13 protein-coding genes are annotated in these 12,502 nt (G+C 71.3%); 7 read left to right on the top strand and 6 right to left on the bottom strand.

Annotated elements, in window-relative coordinates:
* Nucleotides 1–144: 144 nt before the first annotated feature.
* From ACIHCM_RS18115 to ACIHCM_RS18105, 3 genes are read left to right on the top strand one after another with little or no spacing between them, the layout of a single operon-like run.
* Entirely contained in the window at nt 145–1,296 is a 1,152-nt protein-coding gene (locus ACIHCM_RS18115) for a Gfo/Idh/MocA family protein (RefSeq protein WP_399896484.1), read from the top strand.
* A complete protein-coding gene (locus ACIHCM_RS18110; protein ID WP_399896481.1) occupies nt 1,293–2,444 on the top strand; it encodes a dihydrodipicolinate synthase family protein in 1,152 nt (383 codons plus the stop codon). Before ACIHCM_RS18115 ends, ACIHCM_RS18110 begins: the two co-directional genes overlap by 4 nt.
* A gap of 32 nt (nt 2,445–2,476) precedes the next feature.
* Nucleotides 2,477–3,301: a sugar phosphate isomerase/epimerase family protein gene (locus ACIHCM_RS18105; RefSeq protein ID WP_399896478.1), complete on the top strand. Its 825-nt coding sequence runs from the start codon at nt 2,477–2,479 to the stop codon at nt 3,299–3,301.
* Between the two features lie 71 nt (nt 3,302–3,372).
* Here the strand turns inward: ACIHCM_RS18105 and ACIHCM_RS18100 are convergent, their stop codons facing one another.
* Nucleotides 3,373–3,861 carry a carboxymuconolactone decarboxylase family protein gene (locus ACIHCM_RS18100; RefSeq protein WP_399896475.1) on the bottom strand — a complete coding sequence of 163 codons (489 nt, stop codon included), beginning with the start codon at nt 3,859–3,861 and terminating at the stop codon, nt 3,373–3,375.
* Nucleotides 3,862–4,036: 175 nt separating this feature from the next.
* Here ACIHCM_RS18100 and ACIHCM_RS18095 point away from each other — a divergent pair, with 175 nt between their 5' ends.
* Nucleotides 4,037–4,969 carry an RNA polymerase sigma-70 factor gene (locus ACIHCM_RS18095; protein WP_399896472.1) on the top strand — a complete coding sequence of 311 codons (933 nt, stop codon included), beginning with the start codon at nt 4,037–4,039 and terminating at the stop codon, nt 4,967–4,969.
* Between the two features lie 211 nt (nt 4,970–5,180).
* Here the strand turns inward: ACIHCM_RS18095 and rbsD are convergent, their stop codons facing one another.
* From rbsD to ACIHCM_RS18070, 5 genes are all read right to left on the bottom strand, one after another.
* Complete coding sequence (gene rbsD, locus ACIHCM_RS18090; RefSeq protein WP_399896469.1) at nt 5,181–5,570, bottom strand: D-ribose pyranase; 390 nt, start codon at nt 5,568–5,570, stop codon at nt 5,181–5,183.
* Complete coding sequence (locus ACIHCM_RS18085) at nt 5,567–6,469, bottom strand: ribokinase (protein ID WP_399896466.1); 903 nt, start codon at nt 6,467–6,469, stop codon at nt 5,567–5,569. Before ACIHCM_RS18085 ends, rbsD begins: the two co-directional genes overlap by 4 nt.
* A gap of 53 nt (nt 6,470–6,522) precedes the next feature.
* Nucleotides 6,523–8,475 carry a substrate-binding domain-containing protein gene (locus tag ACIHCM_RS18080; protein ID WP_399896463.1) on the bottom strand — a complete coding sequence of 651 codons (1,953 nt, stop codon included), beginning with the start codon at nt 8,473–8,475 and terminating at the stop codon, nt 6,523–6,525.
* Complete coding sequence (locus ACIHCM_RS18075) at nt 8,465–10,042, bottom strand: sugar ABC transporter ATP-binding protein (RefSeq protein ID WP_399896460.1); 1,578 nt, start codon at nt 10,040–10,042, stop codon at nt 8,465–8,467. The genes ACIHCM_RS18080 and ACIHCM_RS18075 overlap by 11 nt, the downstream gene beginning before the upstream one ends.
* Nucleotides 10,043–10,138: 96 nt before the next feature.
* Nucleotides 10,139–11,155 carry a LacI family DNA-binding transcriptional regulator gene (locus ACIHCM_RS18070; RefSeq protein ID WP_399896457.1) on the bottom strand — a complete coding sequence of 339 codons (1,017 nt, stop codon included), beginning with the start codon at nt 11,153–11,155 and terminating at the stop codon, nt 10,139–10,141.
* Between the two features lie 242 nt (nt 11,156–11,397).
* Here ACIHCM_RS18070 and ACIHCM_RS18065 point away from each other — a divergent pair, with 242 nt between their 5' ends.
* The 3 genes from ACIHCM_RS18065 (at nt 11,398) to ACIHCM_RS18055 (ending at nt 12,441) form a co-directional block, all read left to right on the top strand.
* Nucleotides 11,398–11,724 carry a hypothetical protein gene (locus ACIHCM_RS18065; RefSeq protein ID WP_399896454.1) on the top strand — a complete coding sequence of 109 codons (327 nt, stop codon included), beginning with the start codon at nt 11,398–11,400 and terminating at the stop codon, nt 11,722–11,724.
* 69 nt (nt 11,725–11,793) lie between these two features.
* Nucleotides 11,794–12,105 (top strand): pore-forming ESAT-6 family protein, encoded by a 312-nt coding sequence (locus tag ACIHCM_RS18060; RefSeq protein ID WP_399896451.1) that lies wholly within the window; start codon nt 11,794–11,796, stop codon nt 12,103–12,105.
* Nucleotides 12,106–12,153: 48 nt separating this feature from the next.
* Nucleotides 12,154–12,441, top strand: coding sequence for a DUF6507 family protein (locus ACIHCM_RS18055; protein WP_399896448.1), 288 nt, complete (start codon nt 12,154–12,156; stop codon nt 12,439–12,441).
* Nucleotides 12,442–12,502: the final 61 nt, after the last annotated feature.

Genomic DNA, 12,502 nt, shown 5'->3' with positions numbered 1-12,502 from the left:
CCTCACGTTGTTCGCCCCCTCGAACAACTCAAGACGGTCACACCCTTGTCCGGACCCCTGCCCAGAGGTTAGCTTCTCCGTGTAGAAAGCGCTTGCTGCACTGCCTCACTGCCTACCAGCCACAGCACAGCGAGAGGGACCCACGTGAACCGCAAGACGGTGCGTATCGCCATGAACGGCGTGACCGGGCGCATGGGCTGTCGCCAGCACCTCGTCCGCTCCCTTCTGGCCCTGCGGGAAGAGGGCGGCCTCGACCTCGGCGACGGCACCGTGCTGTGGCCCGAACCCGTCCTCGTCGGCCGCCGCGAGCACGCCCTGCGGGCGATCGCCGAACGGCACGGCCTGGAGTACTTCTCCACCGACCTCGACGCGGTCCTCGCCGACCCGTCCGTCGACATCTACTTCGACGCCCAGGTCACCTCCGCCCGCGAGGCGGCACTCAGGAAGGCGATCGCGGCCGGCAAGCACGTCTACACGGAGAAGCCGACGGCCACCGGGCTCGACGGCGCACTGGAGCTGGCCCGCCTCGCCCGGGCGGCGGGCATCAAGCACGGCGTGGTCCAGGACAAGCTGTTCCTGCCGGGCCTGCTGAAGCTGAAGCGGCTCGTCGACGGCGGCTTCTTCGGCCGCATCCTGTCCGTGCGCGGCGAGTTCGGCTACTGGGTCTTCGAGGGCGACTGGCAGCCCGCCCAGCGCCCGTCCTGGAACTACCGCGCCGAGGACGGCGGGGGCATCGTCGTCGACATGTTCCCGCACTGGGAGTACGTCCTGCACGAACTCTTCGGCCGGGTGAAGTCCGTCCAGGCCCTCGCCACCACCCATGTCCCGCAGCGCTGGGACGAGAGGGGCAAGCCCTACGACGCCACCGCCGACGACGCCGCGTACGGCATCTTCGAACTCGAAGGCGGCGCCGTCGCCCAGATCAACTCCTCCTGGGCCGTGCGCGTGCACCGCGACGAACTGGTCGAGTTCCAGGTGGACGGCACGGAGGGTTCGGCGGTCGCGGGCCTGCGCGACTGCCGTGTGCAGCACCGCGGCGCCACCCCCAAGCCGGTGTGGAACCCCGACATCCCGGCCACCTACGCCTTCCGCGACCAGTGGCAGCAGGTGCCGGACAACGCCGAGTTCGACAACGGGTTCAAGGCCCAGTGGGAACTGTTCCTGCGCCACGTCCACGCCGACGCCCCCTACCACTGGGACCTGCTGGCCGGCGCCCGCGGCGTGCAGCTCGCCGAACTGGGCCTGAAATCCTCGGCCGAGGGACGCCGTGTCGACGTACCGGAGCTCTCGCTGTGACCATCCGGCTCCCGGACGCCCACGGGGACCTGCGCACCTACGAGCCCCGCCGCGAACCCCTGGCCGTCACTCCCGGCACGGGCTTGTCCTGCCGTACGGTCTTCGCCGCCGCCCATGTCGTCGCCGACCCGTTCGCCGACGTCACCCCGGACTCGCCCGCCGCGATCGACTGGGACACCACGCTCGCCTTCCGCCGCCATCTGTGGTCGCACGGGCTGGGTGTCGCCGAGGCGATGGACACGGCCCAGCGCGGCATGGGCCTGGACTGGGCGGGCGCGGCGGAGCTGATCCGCCGGTCGGCGGCGGAGGCGAAGGCCGTCGGTGGCCGGATCGCCTGCGGCGTGGGCACGGACCAGCTCACCTCGGGCACCCTCGCGGAAATCCGGGCGGCCTACGAGGAGCAACTCGCGCTGACCGAGCGATCCGGCGCCCAGGCCATCCTGATGGCCTCCCGGGCCCTCGCCGCCGCCGCGACGGGCCCGGAGGACTACCTGGAGGTGTACGGCCACCTGCTGCGCCAGTCCGCCGACCCGGTGATCCTGCACTGGCTCGGCCCGATGTTCGACCCGGCGCTGGAGGGCTACTGGGGTTCACCGGACCTCGACGTGGCCACGGACGTCCTCCTGGAGGTCGTCGCGGCCCACCCCGGCAAGGTGGACGGCGTCAAGATCTCCCTCCTGGACGCCCGGCGTGAGACGGACCTGCGCCGGCGGCTCCCGAAGGGCGTCCGCTGCTACACCGGCGACGACTTCCACTACCCCGAACTGATCGCGGGCGACGACCAGGGCTTCAGTCACGCCCTGCTCGGCATCTTCGACCCGCTGGGGCCGCTGGCGGCGCAGGCGGTACGGGTCCTGGAGACGGGGGACGCAAGCGGTTTCCGCGCGCTGCTCGACCCCACGGTCGAGCTGTCGCGTCACCTCTTCCAGGCCCCGACCCGCTTCTACAAGACCGGCGTGGTCCTGCTGGCCTGGCTGGCCGGCCACCAGTCGCACTTCACCATGGCCGGCGGCCTCCAGTCGGCCCGTTCCCTGCCGCACCTCGCCCGCGCCTACGAACTCGCGGACGGGCTGGGCCTGTTCCCCGACCCGCAGCTGGCGGAGGACCGGATGAGGACCCTGCTCGCGCTGTACGGGGTGACGAAGTGAGCGCCGCTCTGGAGCGTCTCAGCATCAATCAGATGACCGTGAGGCAGCTCTCGATGCCCGAACTCGTCGCGGCCTGCGTGCAGTTGGGGGTGCCGGGAGTGGGCCTGTGGCGCGACCCGGTCCATGCGCACGGCCTGGCGGCGACCGCCGAGCTGGTCCGGGACGCGGGACTGACGGTCACGACGTTGTGCCGCGGCGGCTTCTTCACCGCGATCGACCCGCAGGAGCGGGCACGCGCCCTCGCCGGCAACCGCCGTGCGGTCGAGGAGGCGGCGACCCTCGGCACGGACACCCTGGTCCTGGTCTCGGGAGGCCTGCCGGCGGGCTCGAAGGACCTGCGCGGCGCCCGCGAGCGCGTCGCGGACGCGCTCGCGGAACTGGGCCCGTACGCGCAGCGGCACGGCGTACGCCTCGCGATCGAGCCCCTCCACCCGATGTACGCCGCCGACCGCTGCGTGGTCTCCACCCTCGCGCAGGCCCTCGACCTCGCCGAACGCTTCCCCGCGCACCAGGTCGGCATCACCGTCGACACGTACCACGTCTGGTGGGACGACACGGCGCCCCGGCAGATCGCCCGCGCGGGCGCCGCGGGCCGCATCCACAGCTTCCAGCTCGCCGACTGGACCACCCCGTTGCCGGAGGGAGTCCTGAACGGGCGCGGGCAGCTCGGCGACGGCACGATCGACATGCGGGAGTGGAAGGGGTACGTCGAGGCGGCCGGGTACACGGGGCCGATCGAGGTGGAACTGTTCAACGACGCGCTGTGGGCACGGGACGGGCGGGAGGTCCTCGCGGAGACGGCCGGGAGGTTCGTGACGCACGTGACCTCCCGGCCCGGTGACGCCGTGCGCCCCTGACGTCCCGGCTCCGTGCCGCGGGCGGAGCCCGGCCGAGGCGGAGTGCGCCGGCGCCGGACTCCGGCCGCCGGTCAGCTGCCGAGCGCGGCGGTGAACTGCCCGGCCTCGTAGGAACCGCCCGGCTGGTGCACGATCACCGCGAGCCGGTTGGCCGCGTTGATCAATGCGACCAGCGCCACCAGCGCCGCGAGCTGGTCGTCGTCGTAGTGCTTGCGCGCCAGGGCCCAGGTCTCGTCGGACACCCCGGACGCGGCGTCGGCGAGCCGGGTGCCCTCCTCGGCGAGCGCCAGCGCGGCCTGCTCGGCCTCGGTGAACACGGTGGACTCGCGCCAGGCGGCGACCAGGTTGAGCCGCACCGCGGACTCACCGGCCGCCGCCGCCTCCTTGGTGTGCATGTCGATGCAGTGACCGCAGCCGTTGATCTGGCTGGCACGCAGGGACACCAGTTCCTGCGTCGACCTCGGCAGCGTCGACTGGTGGATCACCAGACCCGCGCCGGCGAACCGCTTGGCGAACCGGGCGGCGAGCTGGTTCTCGAACAGGTTGAATCGAACGTCCATGACCTCGTCCTCACTCGTCTGTCGCGTCGGACGAACACGAGATGCCGGCGAACCCGCCCCTGTGACGGGAGGACGTTGTGACGTGCGCCACCCGGAGTGGGTGTCACACACCGGCGCGGACCGGCGTCTGGTGCGCGAAAGGAACCTTCGTCGGCGGACGGACAGGAGCAGCCGGTTGAACATCGAACGCAACAGGGACACGTCCCGCGAGGACGCGGGCGAGGGACGCGCGGACGCCGCCACCGAGACCTTCGTGGCCCATCGCAACCTGCTGTTCACGGTCGCCTACGAGATGCTCGGCTCGGCCGCCGACGCCGAGGACGTCCTGCAGGAGACCTGGCTGCGATGGGCGGGCGTCGATCTCGCCGCGGTGCGCGACCGGCGGGCGTACCTGGTCCGGATCACCACGCGCCAGTCGCTGAGCAGGCTGCGGACCCTCGGCCGCCGTAAGGAGTCCTACGTCGGTTCCTGGCTGCCCGAGCCGCTGCTGACCACCCCGGACGTGGCCGAGGACGTCGAACTGGCCGACAGTGTCTCGATGGCGATGCTGCTGGTGCTGGAGACGCTCACCCCGACCGAGCGGGCGGTGTTCGTGCTGCGCGAGGTGTTCGACCTCGGACACGGCGAGATCGCCGAGGCCGTCGGCAAGACTCCGGCAGCGGTCCGCCAGATCGCCCACCGGGCCCGGGCGCACGTCGCGGCCCGCAGGCCCCGCGGAGTCGTCTCCCCGGCCGAGACCCGGGAGGCGCTCGACGCGTTCCGGCGGGCGGTCGAGACCGGCGACCTGCAGGGCCTGCTCGGCATTCTCGCGCCGGACGTCGTCCTGGTGGGCGACGGCGGCGGGCTCAAGCAGGCGATCCCGCGGCCCGTCGTCGGGGCCGGCAAGGTGGCCCGCCTGATGATCGGCGGGCTGGGCAGGGTCCCGGGCGTGGCTCGGCTGCGGCCGGCGGAGGTCAACGGCCACCCGGGGCTCTTCCTCCAGCTCGACGGCGAGATCGACACCGTCGTGGCGGTACGCGTCGACGACGGCCTCATCACCGGCCTCTACGCCGTGCGCAACCCCGAGAAACTGTCGCGTATCGACCGGGCTACCGCCCTGCGCCGCTGAGGCCGGCGGCCCCCGTAAGAACCCGGCAGGAAATTTCGGCCCCAGGACGCAACCCTCCCCGGCCTTCGTGGGTCGTACTTGGAGTCAGAGCTTCCGTGGGGGGAATCTGGGGGGATCCGGGGGGATCGCGGGGGGTTCTGACGGGAGGGGAAAGCCGAGGGGGCCGGTCCGTCGACCGGCCCCCTCCACGCGCGCCGGCAGGGCGGCAGGGTCAGAAGAACACCCCGCACCGCAGCAGCACATTCGCGTACGGCGTCGCCTCCCCGGTGCGTACGATCAACCGCGCGCCCCCCGACAGCTCCTTGAGCCGCTCGTGGGAGACGAGGCCGAGCTCCGGGAAACGCGCGTCCAGCAGCGCTGCCACCGCCGCATTGGCCCGCCGTACCTCCGTGGCCGCGGTCGCGCCCTCCACGACCAGCTCGGCCAGCAGGCCGTCCAGCACCTCGGCGAACGAGGGCACGCCGGCCCGGAAGGACAGGTCGACGACGCGCGGCCCGACGGGCACCGGCATCCCCGCGTCGCACACGAGCACCCCGTCCCCGTGCCCCAGCTCGGCGATCGCACCGGCGAGATGACGGTTCAGGATCCCGGCCTTCTTCACAGCGCGGCGACCTCTTCCGGCGTCGGGTACGACTCCTGCGCCCCCGCCTTCGTCACCGCCGCCGCGCCGACCCGCGCCGCGTACGCCGCGGCCTCGGTGAGCGCGTCCCCCTGGCCCAGCCGCCAGGCCAGCGCCGCCGTGAAGGCGTCGCCCGCCCCGGTCGTGTCGACGGCCTCCACCTCCACCGACGGCACCTGCGCCACCCCGTCCGCGGACGCGACCAGCGCGCCCTGCGCGCCCAGCGTCACGACCACCGATCGCGGCCCGCGGGCCAGCAGCGCCCGCGCCCAGTCGGCGGGTGCCGCACCGGCGGGCGTGTCATCGAGGATCACCTTCGCCTCGTGCTCGTTGACGATCAGCGGGTCGCACGCCGCCAGCACCTCGGCGGGCAACGGCCGCGGCGGCGAGGGGTTCAGCACGAAGCGGCTGCCGGGCGCCAGGCTCCGCACCACCTCCACCACCGACTCCAGGGGGATCTCCAGCTGCGCCGAGACGACCCGGGAGGCCTGGAGGAGGCCGCCCGCCGAGCGCACGTCCTGCGGCGTGAGCCTGCCGTTCGCCCCCGGCGACACCACGATGCTGTTGTCGCCCGACGGGTCGACGGTGATCAGCGCGACACCGGTCGGCGCCCCGCCGGCCAGCACGCCCGCCGTGTCGACACCGGCCGCCCGCTGCGAGTCGAGCAGCAGCCGGCCGTGCGCGTCGTCACCGACCCGGGCCAGCAGGGCCGTACGGGCCCCCAGCCGGGCCGCGGCGACGGCCTGGTTGGCGCCCTTGCCGCCGGGATGGACGGCCAGGTCGGACCCGAGCACCGTCTCCCCGGCGCCCGGCCGCCGTTCGACCCCGATGACCAGGTCGGCGTTGGCCGATCCGACGACCAGGAGGTCGTAGTCGTACATGAAAGGTCTCCCCTGATAGCCGTAGCGGGACATCGGCCGGTGGCGGCCGGCGCTCAGCCGCCGAAGCCGGCCACGTTCTCCTTCGTGACCACCTTCACCGGCACCTTCACCGTCGCGCTCACCTTCTCGCCGTCGGCGGCCCGCAGCGCGTTGTCCACGGCGATCCGGCCGAGTTCGCGGGGCTGCTGAGCCACCGACGCGTACAGCGTGCCGTTCTCGACGGCCTTCAGCCCGTCCGGCGTGCCGTCGAACCCGACGACCTGCACCGACTTGCCGGCCTTCGAACCCAGCGCCTTGATCGCGCCGAGCGCCATCTCGTCGTTCTCCGCGAACACCCCCTTGATGTCGGGGTGCGCCTGGAGCAGGTTCGTCATGACGTCCAGGCCCTTGGTGCGGTCGAAGTCGGCGGGCTGCTTGGCGACCACCTTGATGCCCGGGTAGTCCTTCAGCCCCTCGGCGAAGCCCGCCCCGCGCTCGCGGCTGGCGGAGGTGCCGGCCTGGCCCTGGAGGATCACGATGGTGCCGCTGCCGCCCAGCTTCTCGGCGAGCGCCTTGGCGCCCAGCTCACCGCCCTCGACGTTGTCGGACGCGACGAGCGCGGCCGTCTTCGCCTTGTTGACGCCCCGGTCGACGGCGACCACGGGGATCCCGGCCTGGTTGGCGGCCCGCACCGACGGGCCTGCCGCGTCCGAGTCCACCGGGTTGACGACGATCGAGGACACGCCCTCGCTGGTGAAGTTCTGCAACTGGTTGGCCTGTTGCGAGGCGTCGTTCTGGGCGTCGGTGACGGTGAGGTCGACGCCGAGCTTCTTCGCCTCGGCCTCCGCGCCCGCCCGGATCTGCACGAAGAAGGGGTTGTTGAGCGTGGACAGCGACAACCCGACCTTCTTCTGCGTGCCGGAGGATCCGGTGTGCAGCAGCGAGGTGGCCGCGACCACCGCCACCGCGATCACGGCGGCGAGCAGATACGTGACCGCCTGCTTGCGCCTGTCGCCGCCCCCACCGGCACCCACCGGGGTCGACCCCGCCTTGCGCCGCACGGTGTCGAGCAGCACGGCCAGCGCGATCACCACACCGATGACCACCTGCTGCCAGAAGGCCGACACGGACAGCAGGTTGAGGCCGTTGCGCAGCACCGCGAGGATCAGCGCGCCGATCAGCGTGCCGGACGCCTTGCCGGTACCGCCCGCCAGCGAGGCGCCGCCGATGACGACGGCCGCGATGGCGTCCAGCTCGTACCCCTGCGCGGCCTGCGGCTGCGCGGAGGACAGCCGGGAGGCGAGCACGATGCCCGCGGCGGCCGCGAACAGTCCGGAGAGCGCGTAGATGGCGAGCTTCTGCTTCTGCACCCGCAGCCCCGACAGCCGGGCCGCCTCCTCGTTGCCGCCGATCGCGTACATCGACCGTCCGAGGTACGTCCGGCCCAGCACGAACGCCGTGATCAGACCCATGACGATCATCACCAGCACGGGCACCGGCAGCCAGCCGCCGAGGGTGTCACCGAGGTGCGAGACCGAGTCCGGGAAGGCGATGGGCGAGCCCTGCGAGATGACCAGCGACAGCCCGCGCGCCACCGACAGCATGGCGAGCGTCGCGATGAACGGCGGCAGTTTGCCGTACGAGATCAGGAAGCCGTTGACGAGACCGCAGGCGATGCCGGTGGCCACGGCGAGCAGGACCGCCAGCACCACTGGCACGCCCTCACTCGTGGCGCTCCACGCCAGCACGGTGGCCGACAGCGCCGCCACCGAACCCACCGACAGGTCGATGCCGGCCGAGACGATCACGAAGGTGACGCCGAAGGCGAGGATCGCGGTGACGGCGGCCTGGACGCCGATGTTGAGCAGGTTGTCGGCGGTCAGGAAGTCCCCGGACAGCGCCGACAGCGCGACGACGAGGACGATGAGCGCGGTGAGCGCCCCGTTGTCGAGCAGCAGCCGGCGCAGGCCGCCGGGGCCGGAGGCGCCGCCCGCGCCCGCGGAGCTCTTGAGCGTGTCAGTGGCCACGGGAGGCCTCCGTTCCGTCGTTGTCGGTGCCGCCGTCGGTGCCGGCGTCGGTGGTGGTGGCATGCGTGGCAGGGGTGCCGGGGGTACTGACGGCGAGGGCCATCACGGTGTCCTGGGTCGCCTCGCCGGCGGGGAGTTCGCCGGCGATCCGTCCCTGCGCCATCACCAGCACCCGGTCGCTCATGCCGAGCACCTCGGGCAGATCGCTGGAGATCATCAGCACGGCGGCGCCGGCGGCCGTCAGTTCGTTGATGAGCTGGTAGATCTCGACCTTGGCGCCGACGTCGATCCCGCGCGTCGGCTCGTCGAGGATCAGCACCTTGGTGTTCGCCAGCAGCCATTTGCCGATGACGACCTTCTGCTGGTTGCCGCCGGACAGCGTGCGCACATGCTGCCCGAGCCCGGCCATCCGCACCCCGAGCTGCTTCGCGATCCGCGCGGCGGCCTCACGCTGCCCCCTGAGGTCGACCAGCCCGGCCCGGGTGGCGGACCGCAGGGTCACGAGCCCGAGGTTCTCCTCGACGGAGGCGTCGAGCACGAGCCCCTGCCCCTTGCGGTCCTCCGGCACCAGCCCGATCCCGGCGGCCATCGCGGCGTTGACGTCATGGCGCCGCACGGCCGCGCCGGCCACCTTCACGGCCCCCTTGTCGTACGGATCGGCCCCGAACACGGCCCGTACGACCTCCGTACGGCCCGCCCCGACGAGCCCCGCGATCCCGACGACCTCACCGGCCCGCACCTCGAAGCTCACATCGTGGAAGACCCCGTCCCGGGTGAGCCCCTCGACGGTCAGCAGCGCGGCCCCGGCATCGGCCCGCTCGCGCGGGTACTGCTGCTCGATGGACCGCCCCACCATGAGGCGTACGAGTTCGTCCTCACCGGTCGAGGCGGGCACCTGCCCGACGCTCCTGCCGTCACGGATCACCGTCACGCGGTCCCCGAGGGCGGCGATCTCCTCCAGGTGATGCGTGATGAACACGACCCCGACGCCGTCCGCGCGCAGCTGCCGCACGATGGCGAACAGCTTCTCGACCTCTTCGGTGGTGAGTACGGCGGTCGGCTCGTCCATGATGAGCACCCGCGCGTCGAGACTGAGCGCCTTGGCGATCTCGACCATCTGGAGCCGCGCGATCCCGAGTTCACGGACCCGCGCGCGGGGCGACACGCGCACGCCCACGCGCGCGAGCAGCTCCTCGGCGTCGGCCTCCATCCGCTTCCGGTCGATCACCCCGAAGCGCCGGGGCTGCCGCCCGAGAAAGATGTTCTCGGCCACGGACAGGTCGGGAACGAGATTGAACTCCTGGTAGATGGTGGCGATGCCGAGCCGCTCGGAGTCCTGCGCACCGTTGATGCGCACCTGCTCACCGCCCACCAGGATCCGCCCGGCGTCAGGGGTGTAGGCACCGGAGAGCATCTTGATGAGCGTGCTCTTGCCGGCCCCGTTCTCACCGAGCAGCACATGCACCTCCCCCCGGCGCAGATCGAAGTCGACGCTGTCGAGCGCGACCACGCCGGGGAAGGTCTTGCGGATGCCCTCGATACGCAGCAACTCATCCGGGTCGCTCACGACGTACTCCTTCGTACGGGGACTGAGGGGGCTGAGGGGGGGGCTGAGAGGGGACTGAGGGGGCCTGTCCTTGAGAGAGGGGAGAGCGAGGGAACGTCAGGTGGGGGAGAGCGGTCCGGTGCCCGGCCCGCCGCACGACCGGCGTACGACCAGACGGGCGGGGAGGGTGACGGACTCGCCGGGCCGCCCCTCGATCCGGGCGACCAGCGCGCGCACGGCGGCACGCCCCAGCTCGCCGGTGGGCTGGGCGACGGCGGTGATCGGCGGATCGGTGTGCACGAACCACCGGATGTCGTCGAAGGCGACGAGCGCGAGGTCGTCGGGCACCCGCAGCCCTCGTGCGCGTACGGCGTCCAGCGCCCCGAGGGCCATCAGGTTGTCGGCCGCGAAGACGACCTCGGGGGGCTCGGGCAGGTCGAGGAAGCCCTCGGTGACCTGGCGCCCGCTGTCGGCCTGGAAGTCGCCCTGGCCTATGTAGGCGTCCGGCAGGTCCAGCCCGTAGGCGCCGAGAGCCTCACGGAAGGCGTCCACGCGTTCCCGCCCGGTCGTGGTGGCCGCCGGCCCCGCGATGATCGCGAGCCGCCGGTGCCCGAGGCCGTGGAGGTGGGCGACCAGGTCACGCACGGCGGCCCGACCGTCCGCCCGCACCACCGGCACGTCGACGCCCGGGATCCACCGGTCCACGAAGACCATCGGGGTGCCCGCGCGCACGGCGTCCAGCATCAGCGGGGAGCCGCCGTCGGTGGGGGACACCAGGAGGCCGTCGATACGGCGGTCCAGCAGGTTCCGCACGTGGTGGTCCTGGAGGTCGGGCCGCTCGTCGGCGTTCCCGATGATCACGCTGTAGCCCAGCGCCCGGGCCTCCTCCTCGACGGAGCGGGCCAGCTCGGTGAAGTACGGGTTCAGCACGTCGCTGATGACCAGGCCCAGGGTGTGGGTCTGGTCGGTGCGCAGGGAACGGGCGACGGCGTTCGGGCGGTAGCCCAGCGTCTCGACGGCGGCCAGCACCCGCGTGCGTGCGTCCGCGCTGACCGACGGATGGTCGTTCAGCACGCGCGAGACCGTGGCGACGGACACGCCTGCCGCGGCGGCCACGTCCTTGATGCTCGCCATTGCCGGTCCACCTCCTCGTGGTCATGGAATCGATTACATCGATGGGCGTAGAGGTGATTGGAATCGATTACACGGGTGGCTGGCAAGGGTGGTCGCGGCGACCGACGCCGGATCGTTATATTCCGCCGTTGTAGCCGGGCTGTGACGCAATGCGGTTGCAGATGCGACGGACGGTGAACGATCATGGAAGGACGCAAGAGCATGGCCACGTCAGGACACGAGATGGGGGAGGCGAGTTCTGCATGAAGTTCGACATGGGTGCGCAGACGTTGTCGTCGTTGATGCGTGATTCGCGGGGTTCGAGTGATGATCTGGGGACGTTGATCCGTCAGTTGGTGCAGGCTGCGCAGCCGTTGGAGGGGAAGTTCAACGGTACGGGCCGGGCGATGTTCGATCAGTTCAAGGCGCGTGCGGATGAGATCACGGCGGCGTTGAACGGTTCGTTGTCGGCGATTTTGGGTGGTCAGTCGGGTATGGAGTCGGCGTTCAGCTCGGGTGATCAGGAGCAGGGTGACAACGCGCGGCAGCAGATGGGGGCGGCGAACTTCGACGCGGCGCGTTTCCGCTAGGCCTGGTTCTGGGTCCGGGCCCGGTTCGTTTCGGTTCGTTTCGTTTTTTCTCGCGGGGAGTGGTGTGTGATGGCTGCTGGTTCGGATCGTCGGTCGTATGACGTGGGTGCGTCGACGGATGCGCAGGCGAACATTCAGACGGTGATCGGCCGTTTGGAGGAGGTCATCGGTGCGCGTGATCGGCAGGTGAAGGCGGCGATGGCGGACTTCACGGCGGATGGTGTGGCGGATGAGTACCACGGCAAGGAGCAGCGGTGGAACAACGCGTCGCAGGAGGTGCGGAACATCATCCAGTTGTTGAAGTCGACGCTGGAGAAGAATGACGGGACGGCGCAGTCGACGTTGCAGCGGGCGAAGTCCGCGGTGGACAACATCGGCTGATTGCTCGTCATTTCGTCTCTCATCGCTGGTTGCTAGGTACGGGGGTGTGTGGTGCCCGGGTGGGATCTGAAGCCGCAGGGTATTTCGGGTGTGCTGAAGACGACGGGGGAGACCGCGTCGGGTTTCGAGAAGTTGGGGAAGTCGTTCGGTGACAACCTGACGTCGGCGGCTTCGAGTGCGGGCACCATCTCCGCGGAGGGTGGCGGGGGTGAGGGTGGGGAGAAGGCGCAGGGTGGTCTGGTCGCTCTGGCGTTGTCGCAGTACGCGGAGCGTGCGTCGAAGGATCTTCAGTTCGTGGCGGCTAAGGGCTGTCCCGTAACTGCTGGTCACGGGTGAGATGATCTTGTCGTGTCTGGTGTGATCACGGCGTCGGAGCCCTCCTGGATAGCCCCGTTCA

The organism is Streptomyces sp. NPDC052023 (assembly GCF_044548465.1).
In the GTDB taxonomy this organism is placed as follows: domain Bacteria; phylum Actinomycetota; class Actinomycetes; order Streptomycetales; family Streptomycetaceae; genus Streptomyces.
The sequence above is the reverse complement of the archived record's forward strand: the minus strand, read 5'-3'. Positions and strand labels throughout refer to the sequence as shown.

Excerpts from the sequence above, each read along its gene's own strand:
- ACIHCM_RS18100 (WP_399896475.1), bottom strand. The coding sequence starts at position 3,861 with ATGGACGTTCGATTCAACCTGTTCGAGAACCAGCTCGCCGCCCGGTTC.
- ACIHCM_RS18060 (WP_399896451.1), top strand. The coding sequence starts at position 11,794 with ATGGCTGCTGGTTCGGATCGTCGGTCGTATGACGTGGGTGCGTCGACG.
- ACIHCM_RS18085 (WP_399896466.1), bottom strand. The coding sequence starts at position 6,469 with ATGTACGACTACGACCTCCTGGTCGTCGGATCGGCCAACGCCGACCTG.
- ACIHCM_RS18065 (WP_399896454.1), top strand. The coding sequence starts at position 11,398 with ATGAAGTTCGACATGGGTGCGCAGACGTTGTCGTCGTTGATGCGTGAT.
- ACIHCM_RS18070 (WP_399896457.1), bottom strand. The coding sequence starts at position 11,155 with ATGGCGAGCATCAAGGACGTGGCCGCCGCGGCAGGCGTGTCCGTCGCC.
- ACIHCM_RS18105 (WP_399896478.1), top strand. The coding sequence starts at position 2,477 with ATGACCGTGAGGCAGCTCTCGATGCCCGAACTCGTCGCGGCCTGCGTG.